This is a genomic window from Pantoea sp. GW821-FHT03E06, from assembly GCF_059420725.1.
In genome coordinates this window covers 3308495-3331753 of sequence record NZ_JBWKUG010000001.1, presented here as the reverse complement: position 1 = coordinate 3331753, position 23259 = coordinate 3308495, and the positions used below count along the sequence as shown (strand labels likewise).

Below are 23259 nucleotides of genomic sequence, written 5' to 3'. Positions count from 1 at the left end.
GACATGTCTGAACAACAACCGCAGAGCGCTGATGCCGCCCTTGAGTTAAATAACGAACTGAAAGCGCGTCGCGAAAAACTCAACGCGCTGCGTGAAAAAGGCGTGGCGTTTCCCAACGATTTCCGCCGTGATACCACGTCCGATCTGCTGCACGCCAGCTATGACGAAAAGAGCAACGAAGAGCTGGAAGCGCTGGGCGTCGAAGTGAGCGTGGCCGGTCGTATGATGACGCGCCGCATCATGGGTAAAGCCTCCTTCGCCACCCTGCAGGATGTCGGCGGCCAGATTCAGATCTACGTATCTCGCGACGATCTGCCAGAAGGCGTTTACAACGAGCAGTTCAAAAAGTGGGATCTCGGCGATATCCTTGGCGCGCGCGGTAAGCTGTTCAAGACCAAAACCGGTGAGCTGTCGATCCACATCTCTGAGCTGCGTCTGCTGACCAAAGCGCTGCGTCCGCTGCCGGATAAATTCCACGGCCTGGCCGATCAGGAAACCCGTTATCGTCAGCGTTACCTGGACCTGATCTCTAACGACGAATCACGTAACACCTTCAAAGTACGCTCAAAGATCATGGCCGGTATTCGCCAGTTCATGGTTAACCGCGACTTCATGGAAGTGGAAACGCCAATGATGCAGGTGATTCCTGGCGGTGCCTCTGCGCGTCCGTTCATCACCCATCACAATGCGCTCGACATCGATATGTACCTGCGTATTGCGCCAGAGCTGTACCTGAAGCGTCTGGTGGTAGGCGGTTTTGATCGCGTGTTCGAGATCAACCGTAACTTCCGTAACGAAGGTATTTCGCCGCGTCATAACCCAGAGTTCACTATGATGGAACTTTATATGGCGTATGCGGATTACAAAGATCTGATCGAGCTGACCGAAAGCCTGTTCCGCACTCTGGCGCAGGATGTTTTGGGCACCACCGAAGTGCCGTATGGCGATCACAGCTTCGATTTCGGCAAGCCGTTTGAGAAGCTCACCATGCGTGAAGCGATCAAGAAATACCGTCCGGAAACCGACCTGAGCGATCTGGAAGACTTCGATAAAGCGGTGGCGATTGCTAACTCGCTGCATATCAAAGTTGAGAAGAGCTGGGGCCTGGGCCGCGTGGTCACGGAGATCTTCGAAGAGACCGCCGAAGCGCACCTGATTCAGCCAACCTTCATCACCGAATATCCGGCTGAGGTTTCCCCGCTGGCGCGTCGTAACGACGAGAACCCGGAAATCACCGATCGTTTCGAGTTCTTCATCGGCGGCCGTGAAATCGGTAACGGCTTCTCCGAGCTGAACGATGCAGAAGATCAGGCTGAGCGTTTCCTGCAGCAGGTGAATGCCAAAGATGCCGGTGATGACGAAGCGATGTTCTACGATGAAGATTACGTCACCGCATTGGAGCACGGCCTGCCGCCAACCGCAGGTTTGGGTATTGGTATCGACCGTATGGTGATGCTGTTTACCAACAGCCACACCATCCGCGACGTGATCCTGTTCCCGGCACTGCGTCCAACCGGCAAGTAATCCTCTCCGATATCTCGTAGGGTCGCCATTCATGGCGACCTTTTTTTATTCCAGCGGCATAAAACAAAATTCCTGATGACAACCCGGCACGCTCTGTGCAGGATGGTTTTTTTCATTTTCAGGGAAACACCATGAGTGCAAAAGCGGCAACGTTAGAGGGCCGGATTCGTCAGCACTGGGATCAGCTCTCCAGCCACGAACAGCGCTTAGCCGACGTGCTTCTCGCCGCGCCCGGGCAGTTAGCCATGAACACCGCCACTGAACTGGCGCACAGCGCAGGCGTATCGAAAGCCACTACCACGCGTTTCTTCCGCCATCTCGGCTATGAGAGTTATGAAGCCGCACGCCGTCAGGCGCGCGAGATGCAGAGCAGCGGTTCGCCGCTTTATCTGCAACCGGCACCCAGCGCATCGCCGCTGGCCAGCATCATGCAGCAGCACCTGGAAAAAGAGATCGCCAACCTGGTCAACAGCTATCGCACGCTGGATAGCGAACAGCTGCAGCAGGCGGTGACGGCTATTAGCCAGGCACGCCGTGTGGTGGTGATGGGCTGGCGCCACAGCCAAACCATTGCGCATTTGATCTATCGCGATCTGATTCATATCCATTCTGATGTGCGCCTGCTGCCGCGTCCGGGCGATTCGCTGGCGGAACATATGGCGGCGCTGACGGCGCAAGACGTGGTGATTTGCGTCGGACTGCGCCGCCGTATGCCGGCGCTGGAAACGGCCATGAATGCATTAGCCGAGCGCAATGTGCCCATGCTGTATATCGCCGACGTGCTCTCCGGCAAACCGGCGCGCCACGCGCAATGGGTGATTCGCTGCCATACCGATAGCAGCCTGATCTTCGATAGCACCGCCGCGCTCTCTGGCGTGTGTAATCTGCTCTGTTCACTGGTGGCCCGACAAATGGGTAAAGCCAGCAACGATCATCTCGCGCAAATTGAAGCGCTGCACCAATCCCTCGATGAACTAGAATAGTGCGCCGTGCTGGCGCACTGCGCGCCAGAAATCTCACCAAAGCAGTGCAATCCTGCCAACTCTCTCTCCAGCAATAGTCGCCGTCCCGCTCGTCTGTGAAACCAAAGAAATTAAAGATAAAAATTAAGAAACAGTTGTTTCCAATTGATTTTATTAGTTAAAGATTGACCTGGCGTGATGTCCTCTGCGCAGTGGTGAAAAAACTGGCACAAAACATGCTCAGTAGAAAAAGACATTTCACCAACACCAGGGAAACACCATAATGAAAAAAACAGCACTGCTGATCGCCGCACTTCTTTCCGTTGGCACCGTGGCGCAGGCGCAAGCCGACACGCTGTCCGACATCAAAAGCAGCGGCAAAATCACCGTCGGTATCGATCCAACCTTTCCGCCATACGAATACACCGACGACAAAGGCGAGATCACCGGTTACAGCGTGGCGATCATGCAATCCTTCGCAAAAGATCTCGGCGTGAAACTCGAGTTTCAGAAAACCGCCTTCAGCGGCATTCTGCCGGGCCTGATCTCTGGCTCCTTCAATGCTGAAGGCTCCTCTCTCAACGTTACCGCTGAACGCGCGAAGAAAGTGTTGTTCACCGTGCCGTACAGCAAAACCGTTAACGGCGTGCTGGTACGCGAAGCAGAGGCGAAAACCTTCAGCGGTAAAATCCTGAGTCCGGAAAGTTTGTCTGGCCTGCGCGGCGCAGTGAAAACCGCCAGCGTGCCCGAACAGCTGCTCAAGGGTTTCAACGAGCAGCTGAAGAAAGAGGGTAAAAAACCCATCGTCATTATCAACGTGGATTCGCTGGACCAAACCGTCAGCACGCTGATGACCAAACGCGCCGATTTCGTCTATGACGACATCTCAGTACTGGCGCCGGTAGCGAAAAAATACGCCGGTAAAGTGGCACAGGTGGGCGAAGTCGGTCCGTCACAGTGGATGGGTTGGGCGACGCGTAAAGAAGATGGCAGCCTGAACAAAGCCATTAGCGATCATATTCTGGCGATGCAGAAAGATGGCGAGCTGACCAAACTGCAACAGCAGTATCTCGGCACCACCTTCACCGTGCCCGCCAGCGACTTCATTCCGCAGGAGTAACTATGTGCCAGTCCAACCTGACGGTGCCCGCCGGCTTTGGCAAAACCTTTCGCGTGCGCAAAGGCCAGTTTATTACCGTAATTGATAGCGCAGGGCAGCAGGCCGCCGATTTTGTCGCGGTTAACGCCGACGATCTCAACGAAAAGCTGTCGCCGGTGCATACCCGCCAGCAGCTGCGGTCGCTGTTCTTCAAACCCGGCGATGCGCTGTGGTCGAGTGAAAACCGCCCGATGCTGCGCATTCTTGCCGACAGCATCGGCATTCACGATGCCAACGTACCGGCCTGCGATCGCACGCGCTTTAGCGTCGATTTCGGCGTGGAAGGGCATCGCAACTGCGTAGATAACCTGCTGGAAGGGATGAAGGCATTTGGGGTGACCTACTTCTCGCTGCCGGAGCCATTCAACCTGTTCCAAAACGGTCCGGTTACCGCCGATGGCCGCATGGAAGTCACCGATCCCAACAGCAAAGCGGGCGATAGCATCACCTTTGAAGCGCTGTGCGACCTGATCTGCGCGGTGTCATCCTGCCCGCAGGACATCATTCCCGGCAACGGTTTGCAGGTGACGCCCATCGACATCGTGGTCAGCGACCATTTTCACGCTCAGGAGATGAATCATGCTGTTAATGCGTGAACGTTATGAAGAAACCACCGTGCGCACGCTGGCTGAACCGGTGCAGATTGCGCCGGGCAGCGTAGGTTCGATTCGCGTGCTGCGCGGTCAGCTGCTGCGCATCACCGCGCTGGGCGAGGGGGCCGTCGCGTCGCTGTTTGGCTTTAGCCTTGCCGATCCCGCCGTATGGTTGTCGGTGCACCACACGCGGGTGTTCAGCAACAGTTATCTGCTCGGTTCCGGGATGCGTCTGGTGAATAACCGTCGCCGTCCGATGATGGTGCTGGGCAAGGACAGCGTAAAGCGTCACGACCTGCTGCTGCCCGCCTCGACCACCGCGTTTCTCGCCGAGCGTGGCTATCAGGGCGAGGGTTGCCTTGAGGGCGTGCGCGGCGAGCTGGCGCGTCTTGGTCGGGTGGTGCCGAAGCTGCCCGATCCGATCAACTTGTTTATGCACGTCAAGCTCACGCGCGAGGGCGATATTCTGCCGGAAACCAATCAGACCAAAGCCGGCGACAGCATTACCTGTCGCGTGGTGATGGATACGGAATTCATCGTCTCCGCCTGCAACACCGGCATTGAGGGTAACGATAAGCCCGCGCCGCTGCTGCTGTCGGTGGCGGAAAACCTGCACGACTTTAGCGCGGAGTAACGCATGGGGCTGGATCAACAGGTAGTGGCCGCGCTGCCGGAACTCGGACGTGGCCTGCTGATGACGTTGCTACTCACCGTGCTGGCGTCGCTCGTCAGCGTAGTGATGGGGCAGCTTGGCTGCTTCCTGCAGCTGCGTCGCGCCTGGATCTGGCGCACCATCGGCCGCCTGTATGTCAGCGTGATGCGCGGCACCCCGGCAATTGTGCAGCTGTTTGTGGTGTTTTTCACCTTGCCGCGCCTGGGGTTGGGCGGCCAGCCGATGCTGGCGGCGGTGATTGCTATCGGCCTCAACAGCGGCGCTTACGTGGCGGAAATCCTGCGCGTTAATCGCAGTTTGGTGACGCGTGGACAGCTTGAAGCGGCGCGCACGCTGGGCCTGAGCCGTTTTCTCAGCTGGTGGTATGTGATCAATCCCCAGGTGATGCGCGCCAGCCTGCCGATGCTGGTCAATGAGTTCACTATTCTGCTGAAAACCACGCCGCTGGCCTCGGTGGTGGCGCTGACCGAGTTGACCTACGCCGGGCAAATTGTCATCGCCCGCACCTACGAAGCCACCCAGGTGCTGCTGCTGGTGGCGGCCGGATATCTGTTGATCGCCATGCCGTTGATTGCGGCGGCGCGGCGTCTGGAAGCAAAACGGAGGATGGCATAATGGATTGGCAGGCAATTATCACTTCCTTGCCGTCGCTCGCTGACGGCCTGGTGGCTACCCTGCAGCTCTGTTTAGTGGCGGCACTTTGTTCACTGCTGTGGGGCGCGCTGCTGGCCGTACTGCTGATGCGCGCCTCGCCGTTCTGGCTGCGTCTGCTCAATCTGTACAGCGGGTTAACCCTCGCACTGCCGCTGCTGGTGGTGATCTATCTGCTCTACTTCGTGCTGCCGGAATATGACATCACGCTGTCGTCGCCGGTAGTGGGTGTGCTGGCGCTAACGCTCTACTACGCGCCCTACATTGCGCAGGTGGTTCGCTCGGCGATTGATGCGCTGCCGAAAGGGCAGTGGGAAGCGTGCCGCGTATTGGGCTTAAGCCGCCGCGAGCAGCTGCGCGATGTGGTGCTGCCGCAAACCCTGCCGCAGATGCTGTCGCCGTTGGTCGGGCTGATGATCGGATTGATTAAAGACTCGGCGCTGCTATCGATTGTCTCGGTGCAGGAGTTTATGTACGCCGCCAAACAGGCGATTTCGGATACCTACGCGCCGCTGGAGATCTATCTCACCGTGGCGCTCTGTTACTGGCTGCTCAACAGCGCGATCGACTGGCTGGCGCGCGGCCTCGAATCCCGCATGACGCGCTATCGTCGCGCCATGCAGCATTAATCTGGAGAACAACATGTCAGCTGAATTTCAGCACCGTGAAGCGATTACCATCCCGGCACGCTACGGCAAAGCGGTGCGCCTGAAGCAGGGCGAAGCGGTACAGGTGATTAACCTGCACGGTACCCAGGTGGTAGATTGCTGGGCCTATAACGCCGAGGATGTGAGCGAATATATGTGTATGGAGGCGACGCGCGTATGGAATCAGCGTCTCAATCCTAAAGTGGGCGACAGCTTCATCACCAGCCAGCGCCATCCTATTTTGACGCTGGTGGCGGATACGTCGCCCGGCGTGCACGACACCTTTATGGCCGCCTGCGACGCGCGGCGCTATGAGCTGCTCGGCTGTACCGAACCGCATCGCAACTGCCATGACAATCTGTTTGAGGGGATGCGCGAGCTGGGCGTGACGCTGCCGCACGGTAATCTGGCGTCATTTAATATCTTTATGAATATTCAGGTGCAGCCGGACGGCATTACGCTAAAGACGCTGCCGGTAGTGACCAAACCGGGCGACTACATCGTGCTGCGCGCCGAGATGGATTGTTTTGTGGCGTTCTCGGCCTGTCCGCAGGATATCGTTAGCATTCAGGGGCAGGGCGATAATACGCCGCGTGATGCCGAGCTGCGCATTTTGACCAGCGGATTCCCGCAGGTGCAGCTGAAGGGCGCGTGGGTTCCCGCGTAATTTCCCGGTGCGCATAAATGCATCATCAGATTTCGCGCGTACCTTGAAACGGTGCGCATAAATGCGCACCCTACGATACCTGTAGGGGCGCCATTCATGGCGACCTTGTTGTGATCCGCACAATCTACGACTTAACCACCCCATCCAGCCACGCCTGAAAACGCGCATAGGGCACATACAGCGCCACATTTTTATACAGCGTTTTACCGCTCTTATTATCGTCGATCTGGCTGCTGTAGCCGACAATGACACCCGCCAGCGTATCGTCGCTGGCGTTATACACGGCGCCGCCGGACATACCTTTCACCACGCCGGCATTGGCCGCCACCACCACGCAGCTGGCCTTATTCCAGTCATTCGCCAGCGTGGTGTTGATCAAATTCTTGCCGCTTGATGACACCGGCATCGCCGAAATAAAGCTGTAGCCATACAAATTCACGTTGTCGCCAATATGGCTGTTGCGAAACGGCGGTGGCAGATTGGCTTCACTGTTTTTGTGGTACACCACCGCGATATCACATTCAGGATGCCAGGCTTTGACCCGATACAAGGAAAACTTCGCCACGTGCGCCGCCGTCAGGCTGTAGTCACGCGTAAGAGGAATGGTGGTGCCGAGCGCACCAATGCCCAGAACGGTGGGAATACCGGTGACGGTCATATCGACGCGTTTTGCTGCTTCTTTGCTGTATTCGTAATGTCCAACAGAACAGCCACTCAGGCAGCCAACCGTTAGCGCGATGAGCCATCGCATACGCTCTCCCCTCGATTTTTGACACCCCCTAACCGGGCAATCCATTGAGGTATCGGCAGTACGCGTCCATCCTTTACTGACTGATTTATTGCCAAAAACTGTTCCGCTGTGACCACCGTCACATCCTGCTACAAGCGTAGCGTGAAAACGTCAATCTGTCTCAATGGTTGGTTTCGGTCATTTTTCCGCGCGGCGATTATTGCTGTGCGGGCAAAATAGCCTTGCGCCAGGCGGGGTGGTTGCGGTGCAAGGGCTATGCTTTAATAACAATGTGACGCAGTTCAAATTTTAATAAGCGTCTGTTGTAACCGTACTGCGCTCGCAGTGCGGCCCGCCTGCAAAAAATTTATTGGGAGAGTGTGTTATGCCTGTTGCATTACTGGCGCTGGCGCTGAGTGCGTTCGCCATCGGCACCACGGAATTTGTCATTATGGGATTACTGCCGGATGTGGCGGGCGATCTTCAGGTGTCGATCCCCTCTGCGGGATGGTTGATCAGCGGTTACGCGCTGGGCGTGGCCATTGGTGCGCCGATCATGGCGCTGCTGACCGCTAAACTGCCGCGGAAGAAGACGCTGATTCTACTGATGATCATCTTCATCATCGGTAACGTGCTCTGTGCGTTGGCCTACACCTATAACCTGCTGATGCTGGCGCGTGTGGTGACAGCGCTGTGTCACGGCGCCTTCTTCGGCATTGGCGCGGTGGTGGCCGCCAGCCTGGTGGCACCGAGTCGTCAGGCTTCTGCCGTGGCGCTGATGTTCACCGGCCTGACGTTGGCCAACGTGCTCGGCGTGCCGTTGGGCACCTGGTTCGGTCAGATGTTTGGCTGGCGTGCCACCTTCTGGGGCGTGGCGATTATCGGCATCTTCGCCTTTATCGCGCTGATTGTTAGCCTGCCGAACAACAAAGAAGAGAAGCCGGTGCATCTGGCGAGTGAAATCAGCGCGCTGGCGAATGGCAAACTGTGGCTGTCGCTGCTGATGACGGTGTTCTTTGCGGCGGCGATGTTTGCCCTGTTCAGCTATATCGCTCCGCTGTTGCTGCAGGTGACCGGGATTAGCGATCGTGGCGTCAGCTGGACGCTGTTCCTGATCGGCGCTGGTTTAACGGTCGGCAATATCCTCGGCGGCAAGCTGGCCGACTGGAAAGTGTCGTTCAGCCTGATCCTCAGCTTTGTACTGATTGCGTTATTCTCGCTGCTGTTCAGCTGGACCAGCCATGCGCTGTGGCTGGCGGAAATCACGTTGTTCCTGTGGGCAATGGCGACCTTTGCCACCGTGCCGGGCCTGCAGATTAACGTGGTGCGCCACGGTAAAGATGCGCCAAACCTGGTTTCCACGCTCAACATCTCCGCTTTCAACGTCGGTAACGCGCTTGGCGCATGGGTCGGTGGTGCGGTGATCGAGAAAGGTTACGGCCTGACGTCGGTGCCGGTTGCGGCGGCGGCGCTGGCGGCTATCGGATTGGTGATCTGCCTCGTCACCTTCCGCAAATCGGGCGGGCAGGGCGAAGCAGTCAACGCTTAAGCTAATTGCTCGGCAATACGTTGTGGAAACGCGGCTACCTGCTGTTGCAGGTGGTCGCAGAAGTGATCGACCAGCGCCGAAGCCGGTCGATGCTGTGGCCGCACCAGGCTGACGGTAAACGGTACGGCAATACTGAAGCGCCGCATCACCACTCCGCTGGCGGCGTAATCAAGCGCCGTTAGCGGATTCACAATCGAAATCCCCACGCCCGCGCGCACCATTGCGCATACCGACGCCGCACTGTGCGTCTCCAGCACCAATCGACGATCCACCTCCTGCTCATGAAACAGCGAATCCAATAGCTGGCGATAGCTATCGCTGCGCGACAGGCTGACGTAATTCTCGCCGTGGAAATCCTGCGGCGTCAGTACCGCGCGCTGGCACAGCGGATGCTGCGGCGGCAGCACGCACACTTCATCACAGGTCAGCAGCGGCAGGCGCTCGGTGCCGGCAGGTGCATGCTGGGTTTCGGTCAGACCGAGATCGTAGCGCTGCGCCGATAGCCACTCTTCCAGCAGCGGCGACTCCTGCGGAATGATATTCAGGCTAACCTGTGGATAGCGCTGCAAAAAAGGTTGCAGCAGCGGCGGCAGCAGCGACTGCGAAAATACCGGCAAACAGGCAATCGACAGTTCGCCCTGGCGAAACTCACGTAATCCTTCGGCGGCATCCATAATGCGATCGAGCCCGTACCACGAGCGCTGCACCTCTTCGTATAGCCGCAGGCCTTGCACCGTCGGCTGCAAGCGTCCGCGCACCCGCTCGAACAGCTGCAGGCCGAGCTGCTGCTCCAGCCGCGCCAGCTCGCGGCTTACCGTCGGCTGCGAGGTGCGCAGCAGCGTCGCCGCCTGCGTCAGATTGCCGCTGGTCATCACCGCGTGAAAAATTTCGATATGTCGCCAGTTAATTTTTGCCATTGCGCCCTCAGCTAAAGCCATATCATATTTGTATAGCTGTCGCTAAAACAGATATTTTTCTGAATCGCTGCGCTGTGGCTAAATACGTTCAATGACACAGGAGAATTGACATGCCCCGTCCACTGAACAACACCGAAACGGCGTTAACCGCCGCCCATTTACTGCCGCTGGCGCAGCGTTATGTCGGTCCATTTTGGGCTTACGATGCGGCGATCATTCAGCAGCGCATTGCCCAGCTGAGCGCGTTCGACGTGGTGCGTTTTGCGCAGAAAGCCTGCTCCAATATTCACATCCTGCGGTTGATGCGTGCGGCGGGCGTTAAAGTGGATTCGGTATCGCTGGGGGAAATCGAGCGCGCCATTGCCGCCGGCTATCAGCCGGGGGGCGAAGATATCGTCTTCACCGCCGACGTGTTCGACCAGCCCACGCTGGCGCGCATCGCCGAGCTGAAGGTGCCGGTCAACGCCGGTTCAGTGGATATGCTGCATCAGCTGGGCGAACTGTCGCCGGGCCACGCGGTGTGGCTGCGCATCAATCCCGGTTTTGGTCATGGTCATAGCCAGAAAACCAACACCGGCGGCGAGAACAGCAAGCACGGCATCTGGCACAGCGATCTACCGCTGGCGCTGGCGGCGATCCAGCAGCACGGTCTGCATCTGGTGGGCCTGCATATGCACATCGGTTCTGGCGTGGATTACGGCCACCTGCAACAGGTGTGTGACGCGATGGTCGATCAGGTGGTGGCGTTTGGTCAGGATCTCGAGGCGATTTCCGCCGGCGGCGGTTTGTCGATTCCTTATCGTTATGGTGAAGAGGCGATTGATACTCAACACTATTACGGCTTGTGGAACGGCGCGCGCGAGCGCATTGCTGCGCATCTTGGTCATCCGGTGAAGCTGGAGATTGAGCCGGGCCGCTTCCTCGTCGCGGAATCAGGCGTGCTGGTTTCACAGGTGCGGGCGGTGAAAGATATGGGCAGTCGCCATTTTGTGTTGGTTGATGCCGGTTTCAGCGATTTGATGCGTCCATCAATGTATGGCAGCTATCACCATATTTCGCTGCTGCCGGCAGATGGCCGTGCATTGGGTGATGAAACGATTGAAAGTGTGGTGGCCGGTCCGCTGTGTGAATCGGGTGACGTGTTTACACAGCTGGAAGGCGGCAAAGTGGAAACCCGTGCGCTGCCAGCGGCGCAGGTGGGTGATTATCTGGTGTTTCATGATACCGGCGCGTACGGCGCATCGATGTCGTCGAACTACAACAGCCGCCCGCTGATTCCGGAAGTGCTGTTTGAGAACGGCAAGGCGCGGGAAATTCGTCGTGCGCAGACCATTCAGGAACTGCTGGCGCTGGAACTGCACGGATGAAGATCGTTGCGCTCAGCGCGGTGCCGCATCATGCCACACAGATCACCGATTGGTTGTGGCAGGCGTTTGGCGATGGCACCTCGCGCGAGTTTTACGACAGCATTGTGCGCAGCAGCCTTAACGACGCTGATTTTCCGGTGACCTTTGTGGCGCTCGATGGCGATACGCCGCTGGGTACGGTGGGATTTTGGCGCTGCGATTTGATCAGTCGTCAGGATCTCTATCCGTGGGTGGCCGCGTTATTTGTTGAGGAATCCGCGCGCGGCAAGGGATTGAGCGAAGCGCTACAGCAGCATGTGATTGCGTTCGCGCGTCAGCGTGGGTATGACAAGCTGTGGTTATGGTCGACGTTTGGTGGTTATTACGAACGTTTTGGCTGGCAGTATCAGTGCGAGGCGCTGGAGTTCCCGGACGTGCGGGTGAAGGTGTACGCGCGGGAGTTGTGATGGGTTGGGGCGGTGCGCGCTGTCCCTCACCCCAACCCTCTCCCGCAAGCGGGCGAGGGAGCCGCCCGAGCGATTTAGAAGTTAAGTGCCCGAGCGATTTCAAAGCAACGTGCTTATCTCACCCCGATCCGCGATCGGTTCCCTCTCCCGCGTGCGGGAGAGGGCTAGGGTGAGGGAAACCCCGCACCCAACCCCAATCAACCCGGTCCACTCACCGAATGCCGTCTCACCAGCGTTGGGCTAAACATATTAGTGACTTCCGGCATCTCGCTGCCATTGGCTAACGCCAGCGCCAGCTGCGCCGCCTGTTGCGCCATGGTCACTATCGGATAGCGCACCGTGGTCAATCGCGGACGCACATAGCGCGACACCAGCACATCATCGAAGCCAATCAGCGACATCTCTTCCGGCACGCGGATGCCGTTATCGCTCAGCACCGCCAGCGCACCGGCCGCCATCGAATCGTTATAGCAGGCCACCGCCGTGAATTGCTTGCCGCGCCCCATCAACTCCGTCATCGCCTGTTCGCCGCCCACTTCGTCCGGTTCGCCCCACGCCACTAATCGATCGTTACACGGCAACCCGTGCTCTTTCAGCGCATCGTAATAGCCCTGCAGGCGATCTTCGGCATCGGAAATGGTGTGGGTGGAACAGATAAAGGCGATTTGCGTGTGGCCCTGCTGAATCAGATGACGGGTTGCCAGCCACGCGCCGTAGCGGTCATCCAGCGCGATGCAGCGATTCTCAAAGCCTTTTAGCAAGCGATTCAGCAGCACCATGCCCGGCACCTGCTTCATCAGCATCTCTAAATCGTCGTCGGGGATTTTCTTCGCGTGCACCACCAGCGCGGCGCAGCGATGACGCATGAGCTGCTCAATCGCCTGACGCTCTTTTTGCTCATTGTGGTAACCGTTACCAATCAGCAAAAAGTTGCCGGTCTGCCCTGCGACTTCATCCACCGCTTTGACCATCGCGCCAAAAAACGGATCGGACACATCGCCCACCACCAAACCCAGGGTTTCAGTGGATTGTTGCGCGAGGGCGCGCGCATTGGCGTTCGGGTGATACTGCAACTGCTCCATTGCCTGCGTCACGGCGAGGCGAGAGCTCTCGCTGGCTTTGGGCGAATTATTGATGACGCGAGAGACGGTTGCGACCGAAACCCCCGCCATGCGGGCAACATCCTTAATGGTAGCCATGCGATTATCGACATCCGGGAAAACGTTTACACATGCCATCAGTGTTACGGAAAACACCCCCTGTAGCAACCCGCCAGAATGTCAGCGCTGTCGCAAAAGCACGGAAAATCAGGCGCTCACGACCGCACTTTAGCTCATTGTTCGCCTCATGGTATGCTGCCAACCATAATCACACCTGCCTGCCGGACCCAAAACCATGAAAACTCGCGTGCCGCATCTGGCGCACTGGGGCGCCTTCACCGCCGTCACTGAAAACGATCGCCTGATTGGCTGCGAACCATTTTTTGCTGATGCCGATCCGTCGCCGATGCTTAACACCATCCCTGAACTGGTCTATTCGGATAAGCGTATCCGCCAGCCGATGGTGCGCCGTTCCTGGCTTAAGTCACGCGAGAACAGCGATCGTACCTTACGTGGCCGTGAAGATTTTGTGGCGGTGGATTGGGATACCGCGCTGGATTTGGTGGCGGAAGAGAATCGCCGCGTGCGCGATCGCTACGGCGCATCGGGCATTTTCAACGGCTCTTACGGCTGGTCATCGGCGGGACGCGTCAACCACGCGCGCACGCTGATTCGCCGCTTCTATTTTCAGGGCGGCGGCGGGGTGGATCAGCAAGGTAACTACAGCTGGGGCGCAGCGCAGTTCTTCCTGCCGTATGTGATTGGCACCTATATGCCGCTGACCGGCCGCGTGACTGACTGGCCGCAAGTGGTGGAACACGCCGACATCTTTATCGCCTTTGGTGGTCTGGCGCTGAAAAACGCCCAGGTGGCATCCGGCGGCGCCGGGCAGCACAGCCTGAAACCGGCGCTGGAACAGCTCAGCGCCAAAGGCACGCCGATCGTTAACATCAGCCCGATGCGCGATGATTGCCCGGCGTTCGTCAATGCCGAGTGGATTCCGATTCGCCCCAACACCGATGTCGCGCTGATGCTGGCGCTCGGATATGAAATAACGCGCCGCAACGGCATTGATGAACGCTTCCTCGCCAGCCACTGCACCGGCTGGCCGCAGCTGCGCGGCTATTTGCTGGGCGAGAGCGATGGCATTGCTAAAACGCCGGCGTGGGCGAGTGCGATCACCGGCATTCCGGCGGCGCGCATTGCCCTGCTGGCGCAGCAGCTCATTGGCAAACGTAGCTTTATTACCTGCTCCTATTCGGTGCAGCGCGCGCATCGCGGCGAGCAGCCGTACTGGATGATGATTGCGCTGTCATCAATGCTCGGCCAGCCAGGTTTGCCGGGGGGCGGCTTCTCGTTTGGTCACGGTTCGATGAATAGCGTCGGCAATCCGCGTCAGGATGGCCCGGCACCGATGATGAGCACCGGGCCGAATCCGGGCAATCTGTCGATTCCGGTGGCGCGCATCAGCGACATGCTGCTCAATCCGGGCCAGCCCTATCATTTTCAGGGGGAAACCCAGCACTATCCGGATATCCATTTGGTGCACTGGGCGGGCGGCAATCCGTTCCATCATCATCAGCAGCTCAATCGTCTGGTGGAGGGCTGGCAGCGTCCGGACACCGTGATTGTGCAGGATATTGTCTGGACGCCGGCGGCCCAGATGGCGGATATCGTGTTGCCCGCCACCACGACGCTCGAGCGCAACGACATTGGCGGCTCATCGCGCGATCGCTTCGTGCTGGCGATGCATCAGGCGATCAAGCCGCAGCATCAGGCGCGTAACGATTTCGATATCTTCGCCGATATTGCCGATCGCCTCGGCTATCGCGATGTTTTCACCGAGGGCCGTAGCGAGATGCAGTGGATTGAACATCTGTATCAGCAGTGCGCCACCGCGCATGCGCGCAGAGATATTCATTTCCCAGAGTTTGGTGAGTTTTGGCAGCGCGGGTATGTCGAGATTCCGGAAGGCGGCAAACCTTACGTATTTATGGATGATTTTCGTGTTGATCCGCAAAGTCACCCGATTCAAACCGCCAGCGGCAAGATCGAACTGTTTAGCCAAACCATCGCGGACTATCAGCTGGAAGATTTCGCCGGCCATCCGGAATGGCGCGAGCCGCAAGAGTGGCTGGGCGCGCCGCTCAGCGCGCAGTTCCCGCTGCATATGATCTCCATTCAACCGTCGGATCGTTTGCACAGCCAGATGGATGCGACCGCCAGCGTACAAGCCAATAAAACCGCCGGACATGAAACCTTGTATATGCATCCGCAGGATGCCGCCGCGCGCGCGATTGCGGATGGCGATGAGATTGAGGTGAGCAACGCGCGGGGCCGCATGCTGGCTGGCGTACGCCTTACCGATGGTTTAACGCCGGGTGTGGTGATCATCGCCACCGGCGCGTGGTTCGATCCCGGATTTGGTCGCGCGTGGCAGCCGTGGGATCGTGCCGGCAACCCCAATGTGTTGACGCTGGATATCGGCACCTCGTCGCTGACGCAGGGGCCAAACGCCATGAGTTGCCTGGTAGAAATCAAAAAACATCGGATTTGCACAAACGGTTAACAATCTCACCGCTGGTTACATTTTGCGGGTAACTGTTGCGTTTAGGCGATGGTTTCTCATCATGCCGCCTTGCTACAGTCAGGGTCCCAGAGGTATTGATGGGTGAACATCAAAAAGTTTTCTTGATTACACCGACCTGCGCAGATGCGCAGGTTTTTTTTTGAAACATAGTTTTCCTGTCAACTCGCTTTACGTTTCTTTATAACTGCTGGCATTAAGCCTGATTTTCGCCTCAGTGGATTACCATGCCTCCTATTAAAAAATTTCTGGGAAAAGACCAGATCAAAGCCCCCTTTAACCCGTTTCGTTTTCGCCTGATTTGCCTCGGCGTTTTCTGCTGTCTGGTGCTATTACTGATCTGTGTCGGCGACCTACAACTGATTAAACATCCGATGCTGGAACACGAGGCCGATCAGCGCTCGCTGCGCACCGTCACGCTGCCCACCAACCGTGGCACCTTGCTGGATCGCGACGGTCAGGCGCTGGCGCTGAGTGTGCCAGCGCGCGATATCATCGCCGATCCGATGCGCGTGCTGGAGGCCAATCCTGATTTCACCAGCGCCAAATGGGCCTATCTGGCGGCGGCGCTCAATCTGCGTCCGGAAGATCTGCGCGCGCAAATCACCGCTAACCCGAAAAAGCGCTTCCTTTATCTGGGACGCAAGATCGAACTCGGCATCGCTAAAGACATCGCCGAGCTGAAACTGAAAGGCATCAGCTCGGTGTATAACGACAGCCGTTTCTATCCGATGAGTGAAGCGGCCGCGCCGCTGATTGGTATCGTCGGCGCCGACAGCAATGGCCTGAACGGCATCGAAAAAGGCTTCGATCATGTGTTGCAGGGCGATCCGGGCAAAGAGGTTTATCGTCAGGATGGTGAAGGCAACATCATTGCGATGATCGATTACCAGCCGCCGCAGCAGCCGCCAACGGTGCAGCTCAGCATCGACAAATTCGACCAGTTCACGCTTTACAGCAAACTGCGCGACGGCGTGCTGCTCAACAAAGCGGATTCAGGCGCGGCGGTGCTGGTAAAAATTGATACCGGCGAAATTCTGGCGATGGCCTCTTATCCGTCTTTCAACCCGAACAATTATGAGAACGCCACGCCGGCACAGATGCGTAACTCGGCGATCAACGACAGCTACGAACCGGGCTCAACGGTGAAACCGCTGGTGGTGATGGAAGGGCTGGAGCGCCATTTGGTGCGCGCCGATTCGGTGATTGATACCACGCCCTACAGCGTAAATGGCCACCTGATCCGCGACGTTGGCCACTGGCCGCGACTTACCATGACCGGCATTTTGCAAAAATCGAGTGATATCGGCGTGTCGCACATTGCGCTGGCGATGCCCGCCGAAGCGCTGGTCAACACCTATCAGGCGTTTGGATTGGGTAAACCCACCGGACTGGGCCTGACCGGCGAAAGCGTCGGCTACTTCCCGCTGCATCGTGAACGCTGGGCCGACATCGAACGCGCTACCTTCGCTTTTGGCTACGGCCTGCGCGTGACGCCGCTGCAAATTGCCCGTGAATACGCCACGCTCGGTTCGTATGGTATTTATCGCCCGCTGTCGATCACCAAGGTGACACCGCCGGTGCTGGGCAAGCAGGTGGCCAATCCGCAGGTGGTCCAAACCGTGGTGCACATGCTAGAGAGTGATGTGCTGCCGGGCGGCACCGGCGTGAGAGCGGCGGTGCCGGGATATCGTCTGGCGACCAAAACCGGTACGGCGGAGAAGATGGGCTCCAGCGGTAAGTACGATGGCGGCTACATCAACTATACCGCCGGCATCGCGCCGGCCAGCCATCCGGAAGTGGCGCTGGTGGTGATGATCAACCATCCCACCGCGGGCGATCACTTTGGTGGATCGGTTGCCGCCCCGATCTTCGGCAATATCATGGGCCCGGTGCTGAAGCACATGAATGTGGCACCGGATGCCATCTACAGTAAGCCGCCTTCAGATAAATCTCAGTGAAATCAAAATGTAATTAAGGTGTGGAGAAAATTCACACCTCGTTTCACTTCGCCGAACACCGTTGCTTTTTGCACCTGTCTTTCACCGGCGGTTCGGTGCCAATATGGTCATCCCAGAGGTATTGATGGGTGTGAAACAACGCTGCTTTGCAGCATCCCTGTTATTACACCGACCCACGCAGATGCGTGGGTTTTTTTTGCCTGCAATTTACCAAAACGCGTAGGGCCGTCATTCATGACGACATTTAACTGACCGCACGGTGCGGCCAATAACCAAGTCGCCATGAATGGCGACCCTACGGTTAAACCCACAAAACGCTAAAAATCCCAACGATTTATGGCACGAAAGGTTTACCATTTTCCTTTGGAAAATATATTTTACGCAACCTTAACAACCTCGCTTAACCCGCCTCCCTACAATGGCTTTTTAGCGTCATTACCTTCGTGACTATTCCCCTCCTATCTTTTAGAGAACAACTATGCGCCTGAAACTTCTTTCTGCCAGCGTGGTGTTTTTACTGGCAGCCTGTGACCAGGGCGGAGCTAAACCCGCCGCATCCGCCACGCCGCAAGTTGGCGTGGTAAACCTGAAAGCCGAACCCGTTACGCTTGTTACCCAATTGCCTGGCCGTACCACGGCGGTGCGAACGGCGCAGGTACGTCCGCAGGTAAGCGGCGTGATTGAAAAAATCCTGTTTACCGAAGGCGGTGAAGTGAAAGCCGGCCAGCCGCTGTATCAGATTGATCCCGCCACCTATAAAGCGGCCTACGATAAAGCCATGGCAACCTGGCAGAACGATGCCATGGTGGTGAAACGCTATCAGCCGCTGGCCAATGCGCACGCTATCAGCCAGCAGACATACGATGATGCAGTTGCTGCCGCGCGCGAAGCGCAGGCCGATGTTGAAACCGCCAAGGTCAATCTCGATTACACGCTGGTGAAAGCGCCAATTTCCGGCCACATCAGCCGTTCGCTGTACACCGCCGGTGCACTGGTGACCAATGGCCAAACCGATTATCTCGCCACCATAACCCAGCTCGATCCGATCTATGTGGATGTCAGTGAATCGGCAACCGATCTGCTGCGTCTGCGTCGCGCATTAGCCGACGGTAAAATTGCCAAAGTGGCCGATAACACCGCGGCAGTGGGGTTATCGCTGGAGGATAACAGCCAATATGCCGAACAGGGCAAGCTGGCATTTTCGGAGGTAAACGTTGATACCACTACCGGCACCGTGGTGCTGCGAGCGGTATTCCCCAATCCGCATAACGACCTGCTGCCGGGCATGTACGTGCATGCCAGTTTCCCGCAGGGCATTCAGCAGCAGGGGATTTTGCTGCCGCAAGAGGCAATCATGCATGACACCAAAGGCCAGCCGTATGTCTTCGTGGTCAAAAATGACAGCACTATTGAGCAGCGCAGCATCCATACCGGCGAGATGATCAAAGGAGAATGGCTGGTGACGTCGGGCTTACAGCAAGGGGAAAACGTGGTGGTGAACAACCTGCAAAGCGTGCGCAGCGGAGAGAAAGTCACCACTACGGCGGCCAATACCGATGACACGCCATCCGCCAACGCGGTCAGCCTTTCCATGACCGATGCAGCAGCGCAATAGGGGGCGGCATGTCGAAGTTTTTTATTGAACGTCCCATCTTCGCCTGGGTTATCGCGATTATCGTGATGCTGGTCGGCGCGATTGCCGCCATCAGTCTGCCGGTTAATCAATACCCCAATATCTCACCGCCGGCAGTGTCGATCTCCGTCACGTATCCGGGTGCCAGCGCCGAAACCACGCAAAACACCGTAGTGCAGGTGATTGAGCAGCAGCTCAATGGTCTGGATGGCCTGCGTTATCTGGAGTCGAGCAGCGCCTCAGACGGCAGCGCACAGATCATTGCCACCTTTAATCAGGGCATCAATCCGGATATCGCCCAGGTACAGGTGCAAGACCGCGTGTCGCTCGCCGAGTCGCAGCTGCCAACTGATGTCACGCAGCAAGGAATTCGCATCCGTAAGTACCAGAAAAACTTCATGATGGTCATCGGCTTGATCTCTAAAGACGGCAAGCTGACCAACGGCGATCTGGCCGACATGCTGGTATCGAAGCTAGAAGATCCGATCTCGCGTACGCCGGGCGTCGGCGACTTTATGGTGCTGGGTTCGGAATACGCGATGCGCATCTGGCTCGATCCGGCAAAGCTGTACAAATACAACCTGATGCCAAGCGACGTTACTACCGCCATCGATAACCAGAACGTGCAGGTTTCATCCGGTTCTCTCGGCGGCTTGCCGACCATTCAGGGGGCAAAAACGCAGGCGACGATTCTTGGCAAAACCCGTTTCACTACCGTGCAGCAGTTTGAGAATGTGCTGCTGAAAGTGAACAGCGACGGTTCGCAGGTGCGGCTGAAAGACGTGGCGAGCGTGGCGCTGGGCCCACAGAGCTACGGCATTGATGCGACTATGAACGGCAAGCCCGCCGCCGGTATCGCACTGCGTCTGGCGACCGGTGCCAATGAACTGGATACCGCCAAAGCGGTGCGCCAAACCATCGCCGATTTAAACGATTCGCTGCCGGACAACGTCGAAATTCAGTATCCCTACGACACCTCGCCGGTGGTGAGCGCCTCAATTGAGGAGGTGGTGAAAACGCTGATCGAAGCGGTGGTGCTGGTGTTCTTTGTGATGCTGATCTTCCTGCAAAACCTGCGTGCGACGCTGATCACCACGCTGGTGGTGCCGGTAGTGCTGCTCGGTACCTTCGGCATTCTGTCGGCGTTTGGCTACAGCATTAACACCCTAACCATGTTCGGCATGGTGCTGGCCATCGGGCTCTTGGTGGATGATGCGATTGTGGTGGTGGAGAACGTCGAGCGCGTGATGCACGAAGAGCAGCTCGACCCGAAAGCCGCCACCATCAAATCGATGCAGCAGATTCAGGGCGCGCTGTTTGGTATCGCGCTAGTGCTGTCGGCGGTGCTGCTGCCGATGGCGTTCTTCTCCGGATCGACCGGCGTCATCTATCGTCAGTTCTCCATCACCATCGTGTCGGCGATGGCGCTATCGGTGATCATGGCGCTGATCTTCACCCCGGCGCTGTGCGCCACCTTGCTGAAACCGGCGGCAGCAGAGCACAAAACCACCGGCTTCGCCGGCTGGTTCAACCGCAAGTTCGATAGCGGCGCGATGCACTACACCCATGGCGTCAGCAAAGTGATTTCCCGTCGCGGCCTGTTCCTGGTGATCTATCTGGTCATCGTCGGCGTGACGGGCTTTCTCTTCACCCGCGTGCCGACCACCTTCCTGCCGGGAGAAGATCAGGGCCTGATGATGGTGCAGATGACGCTGCCAGTGAATGCGTCTTCACAGCGTACTCAGCAGGTGATTAACGATCTCAATGATTATCTGGAGAAGAACGAAGCCTCGGTGGTGACCACCACCTTTGGCGTGGCGGGCTTTAACTTTGCCGGTCGCGGTCAAAGCAACGCCATGGCCTTCGTACGCCTGAAAGATTGGGGCGATCGTACCCACCGCGGGCAAAGCGTGCAGGATTTAGCGAACCGCGTGATGGCGCACTTTGCCAACTACCAGAACGCTAAAATCTTTGCCATGGTGCCGCCTGCGGTGATGGAGCTGGGGAATGCCACCGGTTTTGACCTTTATCTGCAGGATACCGGCGCGCACACCCATCAGCAGATGATGGATGCCGCACATCAGCTGATTACGCTGGCGAACAACGATCCGCATCTGGCGCAGGTGCGCCTCAACGGCCTGGAAGATGAGCCGCAGTATCAGCTGGAGATCAATGATGAGAGGGCGAGCGCGCTCGGCCTGAGCATGACCGATATCAACAACACCTTGTCGGTGGCGTGGGGATCCAGCTACATCGATCAGTTCATGTATAACGGCCGCGTCAAAGAGGTGTATCTGATGGGCAAAGCGGATTCCCGCGTCACGCCGTCAGATCTCGACAAATGGTACTTCCGCAACAGCAGCGGCACCATGGTGCCATTCTCCGCCTTTGCTTCCGGTAAATGGGTGTACGGTTCGCCGCACTTTGAACGCTTTAACGGCTTAACCGCCGAGGAGATCCTCGGATCGCCAGCGCCGGGCCAAAGCACTGGTGAAGCAATGAAGGCGGTGGAACAGCTGGCGAAGCAGCTGCCGCACGGTTTTCGCGTGCAGTGGTACGGCATCTCGTATGAGGAGCAGGCGTCTGGCAACCAAACCACCCAGCTCTATCTGATCTCGATTGTGGTGGTGTTCCTGTGCCTGGCAGCGCTGTACGAGAGCTGGTCGATTCCGTTCTCGGTGATCATGGTGGTGCCGCTCGGCATCCTCGGCACCATCAGCGCGGTGCTGCTGCGCGGCCTGCAAAACGATGTGTTTTTCCAGGTGGGCTTGCTGACCACGGTGGGGCTGGCGGCGAAAAACGCCATTCTGATCGTCGAGTTTGCCAAAGAGCTGCATGAACGCGAGGGCAAAACGCTGGTGGACGCGGCGGTGGAAGCGGCGCGGCTGCGTATCCGACCCATCATCATGACGTCCATGGCGTTTATCCTCGGCGTGCTGCCGCTCACCATTTCTAACGGCGCAGGCGCGGGCAGCCAGCACTCGATTGGTACCGCGGTGGCGGGCGGCATGATTACCGCCACCTTCCTTGCCATCTTCTTTGTGCCGATGTTTTACGTGGTGGTTTCACAGCTGTTTGCGCGCAAGAAAAAAACATCCACAGAGGTCGTGCACGAGCGTTAAGCGGTCGCCATGAATGGCGACCCTACGTGTGAGGTGTGTTACGTAGGGTGCGCATTAATGCGCACCTGGCAAACTGCACGGCGCAAAGAGTCGCGGCATAAATCAAGCGCGCAAGAACTTGTAGCGGCGCAATTTATTGCGCATTGCCGGGATGGGCAAGATGCAGGCATCAAGGCGCGCGATGAATCGCGCCGCTACGGAAGTGTGCTCGTATTAGTAGGGTGCGCATTAATGCGCACCTGGCAAACTGCACGGCGCAAAGAGTCGCGGCATAAATCAAGCGCGCAAGAACTTGTAGCGGCGCAATTTATTGCGCATTGCCGGGATGGGCAAGATGCGGGCATCAAGGCGCGCGATGAATCGCGCCGCTACAGAAGCATGCTCGTATTAGTAGGGTGCGCATTAATGCGCACCTGGCAAACTGCACGGCGCAAAGAGTCGCGGCATAAATCAAGCGCGCAAGAACTTGTAGCGGCGCAATTTATTGCGCATTGCCGGGATGGGCAAGATGCGGGCATCAAGGTGCGCGATGAATCGCGCCGCTACGGAAGCCTGCTCGTATTAGTAGGGTGCGCATTAATGCGCACCTGGCAAACTGCACGGCGCAAAGAGTCGCGGCATAAATCAAGCGCGCAAGAACTTGTAGCGGCGCAATTTATTGCGCATTGCCGGGATGGGCAAGATGCGGGCATCAAGGCGCGCGATGAATCGCGCCGCTACGGAAGCCTGCTCGTATTAGTAGGGCGCGCATTAATGCGCACCTGGCAAACTGCACGGCGCAAAGAGTAGCGGCATATATCAAGCGCGCAAGAACTTGTAGCGGCGCAATTTATTGCGCATTGCCGGGATGGGCAAGATGCAGGCATCAAGGCGCGCGATGAATCGCGCCGCTACGGAAGCCTGCTCGTATTAGTAGGGTGCGCATTAATGCGCACCTGGCAAACTGCACGGCATAACCTATTGAGAATATT

19 protein-coding genes are annotated in these 23259 nt (G+C 57.6%); 16 read left to right on the top strand and 3 right to left on the bottom strand.

The window, feature by feature from the left end; genetic code table 11:
- Nucleotides 1-3 precede the first annotated feature (3 nt).
- The 8 genes from lysS to AC07WB_RS15475 all read left to right on the top strand — a co-directional run bounded on the left by lysS (nucleotide 4) and on the right by AC07WB_RS15475 (nucleotide 6876).
- Nucleotides 4-1524, top strand: coding sequence for a lysine--tRNA ligase (gene lysS, locus AC07WB_RS15510; protein WP_345828416.1), 1521 nt, complete (start codon nucleotides 4-6; stop codon nucleotides 1522-1524).
- A gap of 131 nt (nucleotides 1525-1655) precedes the next feature.
- Nucleotides 1656-2507: a MurR/RpiR family transcriptional regulator gene (locus AC07WB_RS15505; RefSeq protein ID WP_097096162.1), complete on the top strand. Its 852-nt coding sequence runs from the start codon at nucleotides 1656-1658 to the stop codon at nucleotides 2505-2507.
- Between the two features lie 262 nt (nucleotides 2508-2769).
- Complete coding sequence (locus AC07WB_RS15500) at nucleotides 2770-3606, top strand: transporter substrate-binding domain-containing protein (RefSeq protein ID WP_494940786.1); 837 nt, start codon at nucleotides 2770-2772, stop codon at nucleotides 3604-3606.
- Nucleotides 3607-3608: 2 nt separating this feature from the next.
- Nucleotides 3609-4241, top strand: a complete 633-nt coding sequence (locus tag AC07WB_RS15495; protein ID WP_097096164.1) for a DUF1989 domain-containing protein — start codon at nucleotides 3609-3611, stop codon at nucleotides 4239-4241.
- A complete protein-coding gene (locus AC07WB_RS15490; RefSeq protein ID WP_494940785.1) occupies nucleotides 4225-4872 on the top strand; it encodes an urea carboxylase-associated family protein in 648 nt (215 codons plus the stop codon). Before AC07WB_RS15495 ends, AC07WB_RS15490 begins: the two co-directional genes overlap by 17 nt.
- A 3-nt stretch (nucleotides 4873-4875) precedes the next feature.
- Complete coding sequence (locus AC07WB_RS15485) at nucleotides 4876-5526, top strand: amino acid ABC transporter permease (protein WP_097096165.1); 651 nt, start codon at nucleotides 4876-4878, stop codon at nucleotides 5524-5526.
- Complete coding sequence (locus AC07WB_RS15480) at nucleotides 5526-6191, top strand: amino acid ABC transporter permease (RefSeq protein WP_345828420.1); 666 nt, start codon at nucleotides 5526-5528, stop codon at nucleotides 6189-6191. The genes AC07WB_RS15485 and AC07WB_RS15480 overlap by 1 nt, the downstream gene beginning before the upstream one ends.
- Nucleotides 6192-6204: 13 nt before the next feature.
- Nucleotides 6205-6876, top strand: coding sequence for a DUF1989 domain-containing protein (locus tag AC07WB_RS15475; RefSeq protein WP_097096167.1), 672 nt, complete (start codon nucleotides 6205-6207; stop codon nucleotides 6874-6876).
- Between the two features lie 124 nt (nucleotides 6877-7000).
- Here the strand turns inward: AC07WB_RS15475 and AC07WB_RS15470 are convergent, their stop codons facing one another.
- The gene (locus AC07WB_RS15470) at nucleotides 7001-7627 is read right to left on the bottom strand and encodes a hypothetical protein (protein WP_097096168.1); all 627 of its coding nucleotides are present in this window, start codon (nucleotides 7625-7627) and stop codon (nucleotides 7001-7003) included.
- Nucleotides 7628-7991: 364 nt separating this feature from the next.
- On the opposite strand from AC07WB_RS15470, the gene AC07WB_RS15465 reads away from it, so the two are divergent.
- Nucleotides 7992-9155 carry an MFS transporter gene (locus AC07WB_RS15465; RefSeq protein WP_494940784.1) on the top strand — a complete coding sequence of 388 codons (1164 nt, stop codon included), beginning with the start codon at nucleotides 7992-7994 and terminating at the stop codon, nucleotides 9153-9155.
- On the opposite strand, the gene AC07WB_RS15460 is transcribed toward AC07WB_RS15465, so the two are convergent.
- Nucleotides 9152-10072: a LysR family transcriptional regulator gene (locus AC07WB_RS15460; RefSeq protein WP_345828426.1), complete on the bottom strand. Its 921-nt coding sequence runs from the start codon at nucleotides 10070-10072 to the stop codon at nucleotides 9152-9154. The two genes, AC07WB_RS15465 and AC07WB_RS15460, sit on opposite strands and share 4 nt — an antisense overlap.
- Nucleotides 10073-10182: 110 nt before the next feature.
- On the opposite strand from AC07WB_RS15460, the gene lysA reads away from it, so the two are divergent.
- Together lysA and AC07WB_RS15450 are read left to right on the top strand one after the other, a co-directional pair.
- On the top strand, nucleotides 10183-11439 hold the full coding sequence (lysA, locus tag AC07WB_RS15455) for a diaminopimelate decarboxylase (protein ID WP_494940783.1): 1257 nt from the start codon (nucleotides 10183-10185) through the stop codon (nucleotides 11437-11439).
- Nucleotides 11436-11885, top strand: coding sequence for a GNAT family N-acetyltransferase (locus AC07WB_RS15450; RefSeq protein WP_345828429.1), 450 nt, complete (start codon nucleotides 11436-11438; stop codon nucleotides 11883-11885). The genes lysA and AC07WB_RS15450 overlap by 4 nt, the downstream gene beginning before the upstream one ends.
- Before the next feature lie 197 nt (nucleotides 11886-12082).
- On the opposite strand, the gene galR is transcribed toward AC07WB_RS15450, so the two are convergent.
- On the bottom strand, nucleotides 12083-13084 hold the full coding sequence (gene galR / locus AC07WB_RS15445) for an HTH-type transcriptional regulator GalR (RefSeq protein ID WP_097096173.1): 1002 nt from the start codon (nucleotides 13082-13084) through the stop codon (nucleotides 12083-12085).
- A gap of 196 nt (nucleotides 13085-13280) precedes the next feature.
- Here galR and AC07WB_RS15440 point away from each other — a divergent pair, with 196 nt between their 5' ends.
- The 5 genes from AC07WB_RS15440 (at nucleotide 13281) to AC07WB_RS15420 (ending at nucleotide 23077) form a co-directional block, all read left to right on the top strand.
- Nucleotides 13281-15554 carry a molybdopterin-dependent oxidoreductase gene (locus tag AC07WB_RS15440; protein ID WP_345828431.1) on the top strand — a complete coding sequence of 758 codons (2274 nt, stop codon included), beginning with the start codon at nucleotides 13281-13283 and terminating at the stop codon, nucleotides 15552-15554.
- Nucleotides 15555-15799: 245 nt separating this feature from the next.
- Nucleotides 15800-17533 (top strand): penicillin-binding transpeptidase domain-containing protein, encoded by a 1734-nt coding sequence (locus AC07WB_RS15435; RefSeq protein ID WP_097096175.1) that lies wholly within the window; start codon nucleotides 15800-15802, stop codon nucleotides 17531-17533.
- 478 nt (nucleotides 17534-18011) lie between these two features.
- On the top strand, nucleotides 18012-19148 hold the full coding sequence (locus AC07WB_RS15430) for an efflux RND transporter periplasmic adaptor subunit (RefSeq protein ID WP_345828434.1): 1137 nt from the start codon (nucleotides 18012-18014) through the stop codon (nucleotides 19146-19148).
- Between the two features lie 8 nt (nucleotides 19149-19156).
- Nucleotides 19157-22288 (top strand): efflux RND transporter permease subunit, encoded by a 3132-nt coding sequence (locus tag AC07WB_RS15425; protein ID WP_494940782.1) that lies wholly within the window; start codon nucleotides 19157-19159, stop codon nucleotides 22286-22288.
- Nucleotides 22289-22345: 57 nt separating this feature from the next.
- Nucleotides 22346-23077 (top strand): hypothetical protein, encoded by a 732-nt coding sequence (locus AC07WB_RS15420; protein ID WP_494940781.1) that lies wholly within the window; start codon nucleotides 22346-22348, stop codon nucleotides 23075-23077.
- Nucleotides 23078-23259 lie beyond the last annotated feature (182 nt).